The 15,314-nt window shown below is 68.4% G+C and carries 14 protein-coding genes; 4 read left to right on the forward strand and 10 right to left on the reverse strand.

What is annotated here, in order from left to right; genetic code table 11:
• Window positions 1-79: 79 nt before the first annotated feature.
• From trpD to ACIBCU_RS01920, 5 genes are all read right to left on the reverse strand, one after another.
• On the reverse strand, window positions 80-1,144 hold the full coding sequence (gene trpD / locus ACIBCU_RS01900) for an anthranilate phosphoribosyltransferase (protein WP_362930541.1): 1,065 nt from the start codon (window positions 1,142-1,144) through the stop codon (window positions 80-82).
• 125 nt (window positions 1,145-1,269) lie between these two features.
• A complete protein-coding gene (locus tag ACIBCU_RS01905) occupies window positions 1,270-2,895 on the reverse strand; it encodes a cytochrome bc complex cytochrome b subunit (RefSeq protein WP_362930543.1) in 1,626 nt (541 codons plus the stop codon).
• A complete protein-coding gene (locus ACIBCU_RS01910) occupies window positions 2,892-3,944 on the reverse strand; it encodes a Rieske 2Fe-2S domain-containing protein (RefSeq protein WP_362930545.1) in 1,053 nt (350 codons plus the stop codon). The genes ACIBCU_RS01905 and ACIBCU_RS01910 overlap by 4 nt, the downstream gene beginning before the upstream one ends.
• Window positions 3,941-4,750 carry a c-type cytochrome gene (locus ACIBCU_RS01915; protein WP_362930547.1) on the reverse strand — a complete coding sequence of 270 codons (810 nt, stop codon included), beginning with the start codon at window positions 4,748-4,750 and terminating at the stop codon, window positions 3,941-3,943. The genes ACIBCU_RS01910 and ACIBCU_RS01915 overlap by 4 nt, the downstream gene beginning before the upstream one ends.
• A 55-nt stretch (window positions 4,751-4,805) precedes the next feature.
• A complete protein-coding gene (locus ACIBCU_RS01920) occupies window positions 4,806-5,426 on the reverse strand; it encodes a heme-copper oxidase subunit III (protein ID WP_014045480.1) in 621 nt (206 codons plus the stop codon).
• A gap of 187 nt (window positions 5,427-5,613) precedes the next feature.
• On the opposite strand from ACIBCU_RS01920, the gene ACIBCU_RS01925 reads away from it, so the two are divergent.
• Window positions 5,614-6,015: a hypothetical protein gene (locus ACIBCU_RS01925; protein WP_362930549.1), complete on the forward strand. Its 402-nt coding sequence runs from the start codon at window positions 5,614-5,616 to the stop codon at window positions 6,013-6,015.
• 62 nt (window positions 6,016-6,077) lie between these two features.
• Here ACIBCU_RS01925 and ACIBCU_RS01930 read toward each other — a convergent pair whose 3' ends face one another.
• The 4 genes from ACIBCU_RS01930 to coxB form a co-directional block, all read right to left on the reverse strand.
• A complete protein-coding gene (locus tag ACIBCU_RS01930; RefSeq protein WP_362930551.1) occupies window positions 6,078-7,334 on the reverse strand; it encodes an Ig-like domain-containing protein in 1,257 nt (418 codons plus the stop codon).
• A 125-nt stretch (window positions 7,335-7,459) separates the two neighbouring features.
• A complete protein-coding gene (locus tag ACIBCU_RS01935) occupies window positions 7,460-7,858 on the reverse strand; it encodes a cytochrome c oxidase subunit 4 (RefSeq protein ID WP_104784882.1) in 399 nt (132 codons plus the stop codon).
• Entirely contained in the window at window positions 7,855-9,591 is a 1,737-nt protein-coding gene (ctaD, locus tag ACIBCU_RS01940; RefSeq protein ID WP_362930553.1) for a cytochrome c oxidase subunit I, read from the reverse strand. The genes ACIBCU_RS01935 and ctaD overlap by 4 nt, the downstream gene beginning before the upstream one ends.
• Entirely contained in the window at window positions 9,588-10,556 is a 969-nt protein-coding gene (gene coxB / locus ACIBCU_RS01945) for a cytochrome c oxidase subunit II (protein WP_104784885.1), read from the reverse strand. The genes ctaD and coxB overlap by 4 nt, the downstream gene beginning before the upstream one ends.
• Before the next feature lie 271 nt (window positions 10,557-10,827).
• Here coxB and ACIBCU_RS01950 point away from each other — a divergent pair, with 271 nt between their 5' ends.
• Complete coding sequence (locus ACIBCU_RS01950) at window positions 10,828-12,210, forward strand: cysteine desulfurase/sulfurtransferase TusA family protein (RefSeq protein ID WP_399228557.1); 1,383 nt, start codon at window positions 10,828-10,830, stop codon at window positions 12,208-12,210.
• 30 nt (window positions 12,211-12,240) lie between these two features.
• Here the strand turns inward: ACIBCU_RS01950 and ACIBCU_RS01955 are convergent, their stop codons facing one another.
• On the reverse strand, window positions 12,241-13,215 hold the full coding sequence (locus ACIBCU_RS01955) for a carbohydrate kinase family protein (RefSeq protein ID WP_362930558.1): 975 nt from the start codon (window positions 13,213-13,215) through the stop codon (window positions 12,241-12,243).
• A gap of 160 nt (window positions 13,216-13,375) precedes the next feature.
• On the opposite strand from ACIBCU_RS01955, the gene ACIBCU_RS01960 reads away from it, so the two are divergent.
• On the forward strand, window positions 13,376-13,588 hold the full coding sequence (locus tag ACIBCU_RS01960) for a hypothetical protein (protein ID WP_362930560.1): 213 nt from the start codon (window positions 13,376-13,378) through the stop codon (window positions 13,586-13,588).
• Between the two features lie 132 nt (window positions 13,589-13,720).
• Window positions 13,721-15,163, forward strand: coding sequence for a hypothetical protein (locus ACIBCU_RS01965; RefSeq protein ID WP_399228560.1), 1,443 nt, complete (start codon window positions 13,721-13,723; stop codon window positions 15,161-15,163).
• Window positions 15,164-15,314: the final 151 nt, after the last annotated feature.

The raw sequence follows: 15,314 nt of genomic DNA on the forward strand, positions 1-15,314 counted from the left end.
AGCATCTTGCCATACCTACGGCGACGCGCAAGGGCGCAGTCCGCGATCCGGACTGCGCCCTTGTTCACACCGTGCGAGCTCAGGCGTTACTGGCCGCCACCCAGCGCTCCAGCGCGCTCTTGGCCGCACCCGAGTCGATCGACTGCGCGGCCCGCGCGATCCCGGCCGAGAGCTGCTCGTCCAGCGAGCCCTCGCCCGGGTCCAGCGCGACCAGTGCCGCAGCCGAGTTGAGCAGCACCGCGTCCCGTACGGGACCGGTCTCCCCGTCGAGCAGCCGGCGGGCCACATCCGCGTTGTACGAGGAGTCCGCGCCGCGCAGCGCCTCGACGGGGACCAGGTCCAGGCCGACGTCGCGCGGGTCGAAGGCCTGTTCGCGCACGGTGCCGTCGCGGACGATCCAGACCCGCGAGGTCGCCGTGGTGGTCAGCTCGTCGAGGCCGTCGTCGCCCCGGAAGACGAGCGCCGAATTCCCCCGGTCCGCCAGCACGCCCGCGACGATGGGCGCCATCTTCGGGTCGGCGACCCCGATGGCCTGGGAGCGCACCCGGGCGGGGTTGGTGAGCGGGCCCAGGATGTTGAAGGTGGTCTGCGTGCCGAGCTCCTTGCGCGCCCTGGCCGCGTAGCGCAGGGCGGGGTGGAACTTCACGGCGAAGCAGAAGGTGATGCCCGCCTCCTCGGCCACGGCGACGACGCGCTGCGGCGTCAGTTCGAGGTTGACGCCGAGCTTCTCCAGCACGTCGGAGGCGCCGCTCGCCGAGGAGGAGGCCCGGTTGCCGTGCTTGACGACCTTGGCACCGGTCCCCGCGACGACGATCGCCGACATGGTGGAGATGTTGACCGTCTTGGCCATGTCGCCGCCGGTGCCCACGATGTCGACCGTGCGGCCGGGCACCTCGATGGTGTGGGCGTGCTCGTACATGGCGCGGACGAGTCCGGTGACCTCGTCGACGGTCTCGCCCTTGGCCCGCAGCGCGACGGCGAAGCCGGCGATCTGCACGTCCGTGGCCTCGCCGCTCATGATGCGGTCCATGGCCCACGCGGTGTCGTCCGCGCCCAGGTGCTCGCCGCGCAGCAGGGGGGTCAGCACGCCGGGCCAGGTACGGTCCGCCACGCTGTCGCCGCCGTCCGGGGTCACAACGTTCATGGTCCGCTCCTGGGGGTCCACAGCCGATACAGGGGATACCTCCCACCCTATCCAGGCCCGGGGACAGCGAAGAGCCCCGTCCATCGGATGGACGGGGCTCCCGCTGTGGCGGTCAGCTGAGGTGATCAGTGGTGGCCGTGGCCGCTGGTGATCTCCTTGTACTCCTCGGCGGTGGGCTTGGCGATCTGGTTGTCCTCGCCGTAGTAGCTCTTGCTGAGCCTGGCCCGGAGCTTCTGCAGCGCCGACGGCTTGCGCTCGACACCGTTCTCGTCGACCGTCGGGCCGATCTCGACCGGCTTGTACTGCTCGTGCGCGGTGAGCGTGTGCAGCTGGCCGGGGCTGAGCGGCTCGTGGATCTCGACGAACTCACCGTGCGGCAGGCGCTTGATGGTGCCGGACTCGCGCCCGTGCAGCACCTTCTCCTTGTCGCGGCGCTGGAGGCCGAGGCAGATCCGCCGGGTGACGACGAACGCCAGGACCGGGCCGACGAAGAAGGCGATCCGTACGAACCAGCTGATCGCGTTGAGCGACATGTGGAAGTGGGTCGCCCAGATGTCGTTGCCGCCGCCGATCAGCATGACGAAGTAGATCGTCACCCAGGCGACGCCGAGACCCGTACGGGTCGGAGCGTTGCGCGGACGGTCCAGGATGTGGTGCTCGCGCTTGTCGCCGGTGATCCACGACTCGATGAACGGGTACAGCGCCAGCGCCCCGAGGACTGCACCGAACAGCACCAGCGGGATGAGCACGCCCAGGACCAGCGTGTGGCCCCAGAGGTTGATCTCCCAGCCCGGCATCACACGGACGAAGCCTTCCGCGAAGCCCATGTACCAGTCCGGCTGGGCGCCCGTGGACACCTGGTCGGGACGGTACGGGCCGAGCGCCCAGATCGGGTTGACCGTGGCGATCGCGGAGAGGACCGCGATGAAGCCGAAGACCAGGAAGAAGAAGCCTCCGGCCTTGGCCATGTAGACCGGCAGCAGCGGCATGCCGACGACGTTCTTGTTCGTCTTGCCGGGTCCGGCGAACTGCGTGTGCTTGTGGAAGAAGACCAGGATGAGGTGGCCGACCACGAGCCCGAGCATGATGCCCGGCAGCAGCAGGATGTGGATCGAGTAGAACCTCGAGATGATGTCCGTACCGGGGAACTCCCCGCCGAACAGGAACATCGAGATGTACGTACCGACGATCGGCATCGACAGGATCGCGCCCTGCGTGAAGCGCACACCCGTACCGGAGAGCAGGTCGTCCGGGAGCGAGTAGCCGGTGAACCCGGTGAACATGCCGAGCACGAAGAGCAGGAAGCCGAAGAGCCAGTTGATCTCGCGCGGCTTGCGGTACGCACCGGTGAAGAACACCCGGAACATGTGCACGAACATGCCGGCGAGGAAGATGATCGCGGCCCAGTGGTGGATCTGCCGGACCAGCAGACCACCGCGGACGTCGAAGCTGATGTCCAGCGTCGACGCGTAGGCCGCGGACATCCGGATGCCGTTCATCGGCTCGTAGGAGCCGTGGTACACGACCTCGTTCATGCTCGGGTTGAAGAACAGCGTCAGGTACACACCCGTAAGGATGATGATGATGAAGCTGTAGAGGCAGATCTCACCCAGCATGAAGGACCAGTGGTCCGGGAAGATCTTGCGCATGTTGGCCTTGGCCAGGCCGTAGATGCCCAGCCGGCCGTCCGCCCAGTCGGCGACCCGCTCACCGGCGGGCGCCTTGCGCTGTGTGTCTGTCGCAGTACTCATCCGCGCTCCCAGAAGGCAGGACCGACGGGCTCTTCGAAGTCACCGAGCGCCTCGAGGTTGCCCTCGCTGTTCACACCGATCCGCAGCTGCGGAAGGGGGTGACCGGCCGGACCGAAGATGACGCGGGCGCCGTCGGAGAGGTCGAAGGTGGACTGGTGGCACGGGCAGAGCACGTGGTGCGTCTGCTGCTCGTACAGGCTGATCGGGCAGCCGACGTGGGTGCAGATCTTCGAGAAGGCCACGATTCCCTCGTGGGCCCACTCGCGCTCGCGCTTGTCCTTGATGTTGTCCGGCTCGATGCGGATGATCATCAGGGCGGCCTTGGCGATCTGCGTCTGGAAGTCGTGCGCGTCCTCCTCCAGGCCCTCGGGCATGGCGAAGGTCAGCGAACCGACGACGACGTCCTCGGGACGCAGCGGCTCCATGGTGTTCATGTTGACGAGCTGCTTGCCCTTGGCCCACAGGGTCTTGCGGAGCTTCTTCTCCGGCAGCGGACCGAGGTCACGCAGCAGCACCACACCGGAGAGCGGCACCAGGGCCAGCGCACCGAACATGGTGTTGCGGATCAGCTTCCGCCGCCCGATCGCGGACTCCTTGGCGCCGGCCGCGAAGTCGGCCATGACCTTGGCCTTGACCTCGGGCGTCGCCTCGATGGCGTGCCGGTCGTCTGCGACCTCCACGTCGGACATCAGGGTGCGCGCCCAGTGGACGGCACCCGCGCCGATGAGGAAGAGCGCCAGTCCCAGGGTCATGCCCAGGGAGAAGTTGAGCGCACTCACATGGCCGAGCGGCCAGATGTAGACGATCTTGTCGACCGGGAAGATGACGTACGAGGCGATGAAGCCGATCGTCGCCACCATGGACAGCGTGAACATAAGGGCGACGGCTCGCTCGGAGCGATTCGCGGCCCGTTCGTCGATGTCCTGGATGCGCGGCCGGTGGGCCGGCAGCCCCGGGTCGGCGAACGGATCGCCCGCACCCTCTACCGCGCCGTGCGCGGTGTCCTGCTCTACCGGCAGGTTCTCTTCTGGAATCTGTTGGCTACTCATGACTTCTTGGCCTTAGCGGTGTGGGCCGCGACCCATACGGCGATGGCGATCAGGCCGCCCAGGCCGAAGATCCAGCCGAAGAGACCTTCGCTGACGGGGCCGAGGCCACCGAGCGAGAGCCCGCCGGGGGACTCCGACTCATCACCGTTGACGGTCTTGATGTACGCGATGATGTCTTTCTTCTCCTGCTCGGGCATGGTGCTGTCCGGGAAGGAGGGCATGCTCTGCGGGCCGGTCTGCATGGCCGCGTAGATGTGCTTCGGGCTCACGCCTTCGAGGTCCGGGGCGTACTTGCCGTTCGTCAGCGCGCCGCCCTTGCCGGTGAAGTTGTGACACTGCGCGCAGTTGGTGCGGAAGAGGTCTCCGCCCTTGGCCACGTCGGCACCCGAAGGGTCGACCTGGCTCTTGGTCGGCGTGATCGGGCCGGCGCCCAGGGACGCGACGTACGCCGCGAGCTGGTCGATCTCGGCCTGGTTGTAGATGACCTTCTTCTTCGGGACCTGGGCGCCCGGCTGCTGAGCCGGCATGCGTCCGGTACCGACCTGGAAGTCGACGGCGGCGGAGCCGACGCCCACGAGGGACGGCCCGTCGGTGGTGCCCTGACCGCCGGATCCGTGGCAGCTGGCGCAGCCCACGGAGTAGAGCTTCTTGCCCTCGTCGATGGCGAGGGACTGGGCGGTTTCGTCGGCCTGCGCCTTACCCGCAGGCGCGAACGCGGCGTACAGCCCCCCGGTAGCCGCCAGCGCGAGGAGTAGTACGACGACCGCCGCCAGCGGATGGCGTCGTCGTGCGGAGAGCTTTTTCACGGATTACCCCGGTGTCAGGATCTTCTGCGTCGATGATGGGTGGGTGCGAGCCCTGTTACTTGATCATGTAGATCGTGGCGAACAGGCCGATCCAGACGACATCGACGAAGTGCCAGTAGTAGGACACGACGATGGCGGCGGTGGCCTGTTCATGGGTGAATCTCGAGGCCGCGTATGTCCTGCCCAGGACGAGCAGGAAGGCGATGAGACCGCCTGTCACATGCAGACCGTGGAAGCCGGTCGTCAGGTAGAACACCGAACCGTACGGGTCGGAGGACAGGGAGAGACCCGCCTCCTTCACCAGCTCGGTGTACTCGAGGACCTGGCCTCCGATGAAGATCGCACCCATCACGAACGTGATGATGAACCAGGTGCGGAGCTTCTTCACATCGCCCCGCTCCGCGGCGAAAACGCCGAGCTGGCAGGTGAGAGAGGAAAGCACCAGGATCGTGGTGTTCGTCGCCGAGAACGGGAAGTTCAGATGGTGAGCCATCTCCTTCCAGTGATCGGGTCCCATCACCGATCGCAGGGTGAAGTACATCGCGAAGAGGGCCGCGAAGAACATCAGCTCGGAACTCAACCAGATGATGGTTCCGACGCTGGTGAGGTTCGGCCGATTGACCGACGGGTGCGCGTGCCCGGTTTCTACTGTCGTTGCTGTCGCCACGACCGACATTATGTCGGTCGCTTATCCCGCCCTCACTCCGGGGGGTGCCGTTCGGTGTGTCAGCGGTGTGTGTCCTCACCGAACGGCCCATCGAATCGCTGTCTTTACCGGTGCTGACAGGCAGTCCGCCGGAGTACGATCCGCCCATCGGTTCATGCCCGGAGAGCCCCGAAGACACAGACGTCACGGAGGAACAATGCAGCCGACCGCCACGGTCCTGGTCTACAGCGACGACGCCAACACCCGCGAGCAGGTGAGGCTGGCAGCCGGTCGGAGGCCTGCGGCGGACGTGCCACCGGTGGAGTTCCTGGAGTGCGCCACCCTGCCGGCCGTCCTGAGCGCACTGGACCGGGGCGGTGTCGACGTCTGCGTGCTGGACGGTGAGACGGCCCCCGCGGGCGGTATGGGCGTCTGCCGGCAGATCAAGGACGAGATCTTCGACTGCCCGCCCGTCCTGCTGCTGATCGGACGCCCGCAGGACGCCTGGCTGGCCACGTGGAGCCGTGCGGACGCCGCTGTGACGCATCCGGTGGACCCGGTCGACTTCGCGGACGCCCTGGCCTCCCTGTTGCGCCACAGGCTGTCCGTAGGGGCCTGAGGCGGAGGGGCCCCGAACCCCTCCGCGGTGCCCTTCGAGGGCGCGGCGCACTCCCGGCCGGGTCAGACCTGGGGGCGCAGCCGCGCCGCCTCGACGTCGGTGCCCGAGTCCGGTGTGCCGCCCCCGTGCAGGGCGCTGCCCTTCCGCCAGGCGTCCCAGTCCAGGTTCCAGTCGCCGAAGCCGTTGTCGAACGGCGTCATCGTCTCACCGCCGCTCCCGACGACCTTGACGATGTCGCCCTCACGTACGGTCTCGAAGAACCATTGGGCGTCGGCGGTGCTCATCCCCGTGCAGCCGTGGCTGACGTTGGCGCTGCCCTGCGAACCGGTCGACCAGGGCGCCGCGTGGACGTACTCACCGCTCCAGGTGACGCGTGTCGCCCAGTAGACGGGCAGGTCGTACGACTCCGAGGAGCCGGCGGCGATGCCGATGCTCTCCCCGCGCATGCGTACGAACTGCTCCTTGGCCAGCACGACCTTGACGCCGTTGCGCGTGTCGAAGCCGGGCTTGCCCGTGGTGACCGGCAGGGTGTTGATCACCTCACCGTTGCGCAGCACGGTCATGGTGTGGTCGGAGGCGTCGGTGATCGCTTCTATCCGGTCGCCGGTGGTGAGCTTCAGGGGCTTCGCGGCGGCCCCGAAGAGGGCGTTGGTGACCTTTATGCCCTTGAGGTTGCTGCGGACGTCGATGGTGGCGTCGGCGGGCCAGAACTCCTTGGGCCGGTAGTGCAGGGTCTTGGCGTCGACCCAGTACCAGGAGCCCGTGACGGCGGGGGTGGACCGGACCTGCAGCCCGCGTTCCACGGTGGCCCTGGAGGCCTTGTCGGTGACCGGAGCGCTGAGTTCCGCTGTGAGGGGCTGTCCGACGCCGTAGGTGCCCGCCTGCGGGCCGAAGGTCACCTTCAGGAACTTCTTGGCCGAGGTCGTGCCGAAGTCGTACGTACGGCTGCCAGGGGCGCCGTCGCCGTTCTCGGTGGAGACCTTGACGGTGTATCGGGTGCCGGCCGCGAGCGAGGTGGTGGAGTGCCACCGCTTCCCGTCGGCATCGAGTTCGCCCGCCAGATGGCGGCCCTCCCTGTCGACGGCCGTCACGTCCGTGATCTTCGCGTCGTCGTCCTTGACGGTGACTTCGAGGGGCTTGTCGGGGTCGGCCTTCTCGTTCTCGGAGGGGCCGTTGAAGGAGACCAGGTCAGCCGCGTCGTACGGCTTCAGCGACAGCGGATGACCATCGGGCTCGCCACAAGCGGTCGCACCCGCTACCAGGGTCACGACCAGCAGAGTGCAGCTCACTACGGTGCGGATGCGCGGCGTGTGGTTCATGAACCCACGCTAAGAAGATTCATCCGATCCAGCGCGTTCAGTGACTGCAAACGGGGGCCCGGCCCGCTCATTGCTGAGCGGGCCGGGCCCCCGTACGGGTGCGACGCGGCCTGTGCGGGCGTGTCCTACTGGGTGCGGTTCTCTCCCCGGTAGTACTCGAAGACCCAGCCGAAGAGGCCGATCAGGAGCAGCGGGGCCGAGAAGTAGGCCAGCCACCAGCCGAAGACGACGGCCATGAAGAGGAACGCCCCGCCGATGGCCAGCGAGAGCGGCTGCCAGCTGTGCGGCGAGAAGAAGCCCACCTCACCGGCTTCGTCCGCGACGTCGGCTTCCTTGTTGTCCTGGGCCATCGCGTCGACCCTGTTGGCCGTGAAGGCCAGGTAGAAGCCGATCATGATGGTCAGCCCGAAGGCCAGGACCAGCGCGGTGGTACCGACCGGCTCCTTGGACCAGACGCCGTACGTGACGGCCATGGCCAGCATGAAGACGCTCAGCCAGATGAAGAGCTTGCCCTGGATCTTCACTTGCCGTCCTCCTTGCCACCGACGAGGACCTTGTCACCCTCGGACAGGTGATCGAGCTGCTCGAGTGCCGCGATCTCCGGGTGGTGCAGGTCGAACGCCGGGGATTCGGAACGGATCCTCGGCAGGCTGAGGAAGTTGTGCCGCGGGGGCGGGCAGGACGTCGCCCATTCGAGCGAACGGCCGTAGCCCCAGGGGTCGTCGACCTCGATCTTCTTGCCGTACTTGGCGGTCTTCCAGACGTTGTACATGAACGGAAGCATCGACAGTCCGAGCACGAACGAGGAGATCGTCGAGATCGTGTTCAGGGCGGTGAAGCCGTCGGCGGCGAGGTAGTCCGCGTAACGACGCGGCATGCCCTCGGCACCGAGCCAGTGCTGCACCAGGAAGGTGCCGTGGAAGCCGATGAACAGCGTCCAGAAGGTCATCTTCCCGAGCCGCTCGTCCAGCATCTTGCCGGTGAACTTCGGCCACCAGAAGTGGAACCCGGCGAACATCGCGAAGACCACGGTGCCGAAGACGACGTAGTGGAAGTGCGCGACGACGAAGTACGAGTCGGAGATGTGGAAGTCCAGCGGCGGCGAGGCCAGGATCACGCCGGTCAGACCACCGAAGGCGAAGGTGATCAGGAAGCCGACCGACCAGAGCATCGGTGTCTCGAAGGACAACGACCCCTTCCACATCGTGCCGATCCAGTTGAAGAACTTCACACCGGTCGGTACCGCGATGAGGAATGTCATGAAGGAGAAGAACGGCAACAGCACGCCGCCCGTCACATACATGTGGTGCGCCCACACCGTCACCGAAAGGCCGGCGATGGCGATCGTCGCGCTGATCAGACCGACATAGCCGAACATCGGCTTGCGGCTGAACACCGGAATGATTTCGGAAATGATTCCGAAGAATGGTAGCGCGATGATGTACACCTCTGGATGGCCGAAGAACCAGAAGAGGTGTTGCCAGAGCAATGCGCCACCGTTGGCCGCATCGAAGATATGTGCGCCGAATTTACGGTCGACCTCCAGCGCGAAGAGCGCGGCGGCGAGGACCGGGAAGGCCAGCAGGACCAGGACACCGGTCAGCAGGACGTTCCAGGTGAAGATCGGCATGCGGAACATCGTCATGCCGGGGGCGCGCATGCAGATGATCGTGGTGATGAAGTTGACCGAGCCGAGGATCGTGCCGAAGCCGGAGAAGGCCAGACCCATGATCCACATGTCGGCGCCGACGCCCGGCGAGCGGACGGCGTCCGACAGCGGGGAGTAGGCGAACCAGCCGAAGTCGGCCGCACCCTGCGGGGTGAGGAAGCCGGCCACGGCGATCAGCGAGCCGAAGAGGTACAGCCAGTACGCGAACATGTTCAGCCGCGGGAACGCCACGTCGGGCGCGCCGATCTGCAGCGGCATGATCCAGTTCGCGAACCCTGCGAACAGCGGCGTCGCGAACATCAGCAGCATGATCGTGCCGTGCATCGTGAACGCCTGGTTGAACTGCTCGTTCGACATGATCTGCGTACCCGGACGGGCCAGCTCGGCGCGCATGAAGAGCGCCAGGAGGCCACCGATGCAGAAGAACGCGAACGATGTGACCAGGTACATCGTGCCGATCGTCTTGTGGTCAGTGGTTGTCAGCCACTTGACGACGACACTCCCCGGCTGCTTGCGCCGCACCGGCAGCTCGTCCTCGAACGAGTCGTCTGCTGCCGCGGCACCCTGGGATTCGTTGAGGATGCTCACAGTTTGTTCGTCTCCGCATTCCTGGCCGGGTCCGTCTGCTCGATGCCTGACGGCACGTAGCCCGTCTGACCCTTCTCCGCCAGCTCCTTGAGGTGCTGCTGGTAACGCTCCGGAGAAACGATCTTGACGTTGAAGAGCATCCGGGAGTGGTCGACGCCGCAGAGCTCGGCGCACTTACCCATGTAGGTGCCCTCCTTCTTCGGCGTGACCTCGAAGGAGTTGGTGTGGCCCGGAATGACGTCCTGCTTCATGAGGAACGGCACCACCCAGAAGGAGTGAATGACGTCACGCGAAGTCAGGATGAAACGGACCTTCTCGCCCTTCGGCAGCCACAGGGTCGGACCCGGGTTGCCGTTCTGCGGGTTACGCGTCCCAGGGATGCCCACGTCGTAGACGCCGTTGGCGTTCGCGGGGAAGTCCTTCTGAAACTTGTCGGGGATGGCGTCGAGCTCCTTGGAGATCTTGCCGCCGGTGGAGGGCTCGCCCTCCACGTTCTCGATGTAGTTGAAGCCCCAGCTCCACTGGTAGCCGACCACGTTGATCGTGTGGGCCGGCTTCGGGCTGAGCTCGAGGAGCTTCGATTCATCGCGCGCGGTGAAGTAGAAGAACACCGAGACGATGATGAGGGGGACCACTGTGTACAGCGCCTCGATAGGCATGTTGTACCTGGTCTGCTGAGGTACCTCCACCTTGGTCCTGCTTCGCCGGTGGAAGATGACGCTCCACAGGATCAGCCCCCAGACAAGGACGCCCGTGGCGAGCGCTGCCGCCCACGAGCCCTGCCAGAGGGAGAGGATCCGAGGGGCCTCTTCCGTTACCGGGGTGGGCATACCGAGGCGGGGGAAATCCTCCCAGTTGTATGAACAACCGGAGGCCGTCGCCAGGACCAGGCCCGCAGTCAGCACCTGCGGCAGCTTCCGCCGCATCGGGCGCCGCGACGAGCGGTCGGAGCCGTTGGGACTCACGTAGCGCCTTCCCGAGAGTCTCGCCCGCACGGTCGGCGCGGCCGTCTCACTTGGTCGGTCGCCGGCCCTGACGCGGGCAGGGGTTTGGATGTTTATGCGGACCAAACCCTACTGGACGCTATTTGGGGTCGCGCGGGGAGGGTGCCCAACGCGCCGCACGACACCCCGAAGGGATGGAATGCGAGCCTCCGGCCGCCATCTGACGCTCCCTCTCCCTGCCCGGAGGCGGCCGGTCACCCGGTCACGCACCTGCGCGGGCTAGCGTGACGGTGTGCCCTACTTCGACGCGGCTTCCTCCGCCCCCCTGCACCCCGTCGCCCGCCAGGCGCTGCACGCCTCGCTGGACGAGGGCTGGGCCGATCCCGCCCGGCTCTACCGCGAGGGGCGGCGGGCAGCGATGCTCCTGGACGCGGCCAGGGAGACGGCGGCGGAGGCGGTCGGCTGCCGGCCGGACGAGCTCGTCTTCACCTCGTCCGGCACCCGGGCGGTGCACTCGGCGGTCGCCGGCGCGCTTTCCGGGCGTCGGCGTGTCGGCCGCCATCTGGTGCTCTCGGCCGTCGAGCACTCCTCGGTACTCCACTCGGCCACGGCCCTCGAAGCGGCGGGGGGATCCTTCACCGAGGTGCCGGTGGACCGGACCGGCGCGGTCGACCCGTCGGCGTACGGCCGGGCCCTTCGACCGGACACCGCGCTGGCCTGTCTGCAGTCCGCCAACCACGAGGTGGGGACCGAGCAGCCGGTGGCCGAGACCGCCGAGCTGTGTGCCGACGCGGGCGTGCCGCTGCTGGTGGACGCCGCGCAGTCGCTGGGCTGGGGGCCGGTGCCCGGCCGCTGGTCGCTGCTGGCCGCGAGCGCCCACAAGTGGGGCGGACCGGCCGGGGTCGGGCTGCTGGCCGTGCGCAAGGGGGTCAGGTTCGCACCCCAAGGCCCGGCCGACGAAAGGGAGTCGGGCCGGGCGGCCGGCTTCGAGAACATCCCGGCGATCGTGGCGGCCGCGGCCTCGCTGCGGGCGGTGCGCGCGGAGGCCGAGGCGGAGGGCGCCCGGCTGCGCGCCCTCGTGGACCGGATCCGGGCCTCGGTGGCGGGCCTGGTGCCCGATGTGGAGGTGGTCGGCGATCCGGTGCGGCGGCTGCCGCATCTGGTCACCTTCTCCTGTCTCTATGTCGACGGAGAGACACTGCTCCACGAGCTGGACCGGGCCGGGTTCTCCGTTTCGTCAGGATCGTCCTGCACGAGCAGCACCCTGACGCCCAGCCATGTCCTCAAGGCGATGGGAGTGCTCACGGAGGGGAACATCCGGGTGTCGCTTCCGCCCGGGACGACGGAGGAAGAGGTCGGCGGCTTCCTCGACGTACTGCCCGGGGTGGTCGCCGAGGTGAGGGAGAGGCTCGGCGCACCCGCGTCGGCTGCCCCCTCCCCGGCGCCGCGGGCCTCGCTCGTGGTCGACGCGCTGGGCCGTCGCTGCCCGATTCCGGTGATCGAACTCGCAAAGGTGATCGGAGAGGTACCCGTGGGCGGCACGGTGACGGTGCTCTCGGACGACGAGGCCGCCCGCCTCGACATCCCGGCCTGGTGCGCGATGCGCGAACAGGAGTACGTGGGCGAGGAGCCGGCGGACCACGGCTCGGCCTATGTGGTCCGCCGGCTCCTGTGAGCCCCGTACCGCTTCCGTGTGCCTACGGCCCTAGGAGAGGTGCTTGCGGACCTCGGAGGCCGCCTCGTCCCCGTAGGCCTTGGTGAAGCGGTCCATGAAGTGGGTGCGGCGCAGGGTGTACTCCTGGGTGCCGACCGTCTCGATGACCAGGGTCGCGAGCATGCAGCCGACCTGGGCGGCGCGCTCCAGGCCCACGCCCCAGGCGAGGCCGGAGAGGAAACCGGCCCGGAACGCGTCGCCGACGCCGGTCGGGTCCGCCTTGCGCTCCTCCTCGGCGCAGCCGACCTCGACGGGGTCCTGGCCAGCCTGCTCGATGCGGACGCCACGGGCGCCGAGGGTGGTGACGCGGTGGCCGACCTTGGACAGGATCTCCTCGTCGCTCCAGCCGGTCTTGGACTCGATGAGCCCCTTCTCGTACTCGTTGGAGAAGAGGTACGTCGCACCGTCGAGGAGGATCCGGATCTCCTCGCCGCCCATCCGGGCGATCTGCTGCGAGAAGTCCGCGGCGAACGGGATGCCCCGCGAGCGGCACTCCTCCGTGTGGCGGAGCATCGCCTCGGGATCGTCGGCCCCGATCGAGACGAGGTCGAGACCGCCCACGCGGTCGGCGACGCTCTTGAGCTCGATCAGCCGGGCCTCGCTCATGGCGCCCGTGTAGAAGGAGCCGATCTGGTTGTGGTCGGCGTCCGTGGTGCAGACGAAGCGCGCGGTGTGCAGCACCTCGGAGACACGGACGGAACCGGTGTCGACGCCGTGCCGGTCGAGCCAGGCGCGGTAGTCGTCGAAGTCCGACCCGACGGCGCCGACGAGGATCGGCTGCGTGCCGAGCACGCCCATGCCGAAGGCGATGTTGGCGCCGACCCCGCCGCGTCGCACGTCGAGATTGTCGACGAGGAAGGAGAGGGAGACCGTGTGCAGCTGGTCCGCGACCAGCTGGTCGGCGAATCGGCCGGGGAAGGTCATGAGGTGGTCGGTTGCGATGGAGCCGGTGACTGCGATGCGCACGGGGTGGCTGCTCCTGCGGAAGGCGGAGGAAACGCGTGAACGCACCCTCCGGGACGGCGTGACAGTTCACGCTACCCGGTGACGCCACCGTAGCCGAAGGGGCAAAACTACCCGATAGTAGGTCTTTCTACCTGGGTGCCCCCGTGCGTACGGTGCGGATATGTCGAACACCATCGTTCCGCGTGAGTCCGTTCCGCGTGAGTCCGAGATGAGCCTGGCCGAGCTGCGCGGTGACTGCGCACGGATGGCGCCGCACTGGGTCGCGCCCACGAGGACCACCACGAAGCCGGTGGAGCCCTCCCGCATCCACGGGGTCACGGTGCCGCCCTCCTCGGCCCGCCTGATCGACTCCATGTCCGACTACGGGGACTGATCGGAGGCTCCACCGGCGGTTCCCCCGCGCACGCGGGGGAACCGCGCGCAGCCCTGGCCCGTCCCACCGGTGTCCCCGCCCCGGGGACGGATGATGTGCCCGTGACGGCCAGGCAGCCGAAGGAGCGATCCGGTGAGCACCGAGCGACCCGAGAATGACGTGACCGGCCCCCGGCGGCGGTCGCCGCTCGCCGTGGCCTCGGTGGCGGCAGCCGTGCTCCTGGCCGGGGGCGGCGGTGCGTACTGGGCGTCCAGCACCTCGGGCGAGGCCGGGCCGGGCCTCCGCCCCGATCCCCGGACCGGGGCGGCCCCTCTGCTGTCGCTCGACGCCCCGGCGGACGGCGGCACGTCGGCCCCTCCGGGCATCGCTCCCGGTGAGCCGGATCCCCATGGCGGCGGAACCGTCTACCGCGCCTCGGGCGAGCTGCCCGACGGCCCGGACACGGCCGCCGTCCACCGCACGACGGGCACGGTGACCTCGGCCGAGGTGGCACGCCTCGCGAAGGCCCTCGGGGTGCGGGGAACGCCCCGTACGGAAGGCACGGCCTGGAAGGTGGGCAGTGACGGGGACGGCTCCGGGCCCCTTCTGCGGGTGACCGAGCAGGCTCCGGGCACCTGGACCTTCGCACGGTACGGCTCGGGTGGTCCGGACGCGTGCGAGTCGCCCACGGTCTGCTCGAAGGAGACGGCACCGGGCACCGGCGCCGGCTCGCCGGTGAGTGAGAAGGCCGCCAAGGCCGCGGCGGTACCGGTCCTGAAGGCGGTGGGGCAGGACGACGCCGCGCTCGACGCGGCCCAGCTCATGGGTTCCGTACGCGTGGTGAACGCCGACCCCGTGGTGGACGGACTGCCGACGTACGGATGGTCGACCGGGATCCAGGTGGGCGCCGGGGGTGAGATCGTCGGGGGCAGCGGGCATCTGAAGTCCCTGGGGAAGGGCGACAGCTATCCGGTGACCGGCGCGGACGAGGCGCTGAAGCTGCTGAACGCGGAGAACCGGCGGGCCGCGAAGGCCGACATCGGCGGCTGCGCGACCGCCGAGCCGCTGGAGGGTGATCCGGCCTCACCGAAGACCGACTGCGGTACCCGCCGGACCCCGCCGGCCACCACGGCGACGGTCGAGAAGGCCGAGTTCGGGCTCGCGGCGCGGTACTCGGACGGCGAGCCGATCCTCGTGCCCTCGTGGCTCTTCTCCGTACGGCCCGAAGGGGGCGGCCTCGCCCACACGGTCGTCCAGGTCGCGGTGGACCCGGACCGCCTGGCGCCGGAGAGCACGCGGCCGGCCCCGGAGCCCACGAAGGACCCGCAGGGCGAGGGAGCGCCTCTCATCGCGTACAGCGCCGACGGCCGGACGCTGGAGGTGACGTTCTGGGGCGGCGTGTGCAGCACGTACACGGCCAGCGCCACGGAGGACGCCACGACCGTGCGGGTCACGGTCTCCGAGTCGAAGCCGGACCCCGGGAAGGCCTGCATCATGATCGCCAAGGAGCTGACCCGGACGGTGACGCTGGACACGCCGCTGGACGGCCGGAAGGTGGTCGACGCCGGGTCGGGCGAGGCCGTGCCGCGCGGCTGAGACCTCCGCACCGGCACACGACAGCGGCGGGGGGGGCGCCCGGGGGGGGGGGGGCGGGGGGGGGGGGGCGCGGGGGCGGGGGGGGGGGGCGACCCCCCCACCGGCAGCCCGCCGGGGGGGGGGGTTTTTTGTGATTGTCCCATGTTATATA

Source organism: Streptomyces sp. NPDC051064 (genome assembly GCF_044455985.1).
In the GTDB taxonomy this organism is placed as follows: Bacteria; Actinomycetota; Actinomycetes; order Streptomycetales; family Streptomycetaceae; genus Streptomyces.

Excerpts from the sequence above, each read along its gene's own strand:
- trpD (WP_362930541.1), bottom strand. The coding sequence starts at position 1,144 with ATGAACGTTGTGACCCCGGACGGCGGCGACAGCGTGGCGGACCGTACC.
- ACIBCU_RS01905 (WP_362930543.1), bottom strand. The coding sequence starts at position 2,895 with ATGAGTACTGCGACAGACACACAGCGCAAGGCGCCCGCCGGTGAGCGG.
- ACIBCU_RS01910 (WP_362930545.1), bottom strand. The coding sequence starts at position 3,944 with ATGAGTAGCCAACAGATTCCAGAAGAGAACCTGCCGGTAGAGCAGGAC.
- ACIBCU_RS01920 (WP_014045480.1), bottom strand. The coding sequence starts at position 5,426 with ATGTCGGTCGTGGCGACAGCAACGACAGTAGAAACCGGGCACGCGCAC.
- ACIBCU_RS01925 (WP_362930549.1), top strand. The coding sequence starts at position 5,614 with ATGCAGCCGACCGCCACGGTCCTGGTCTACAGCGACGACGCCAACACC.
- ACIBCU_RS01930 (WP_362930551.1), bottom strand. The coding sequence starts at position 7,334 with ATGAACCACACGCCGCGCATCCGCACCGTAGTGAGCTGCACTCTGCTG.
- ACIBCU_RS01960 (WP_362930560.1), top strand. The coding sequence starts at position 13,376 with ATGTCGAACACCATCGTTCCGCGTGAGTCCGTTCCGCGTGAGTCCGAG.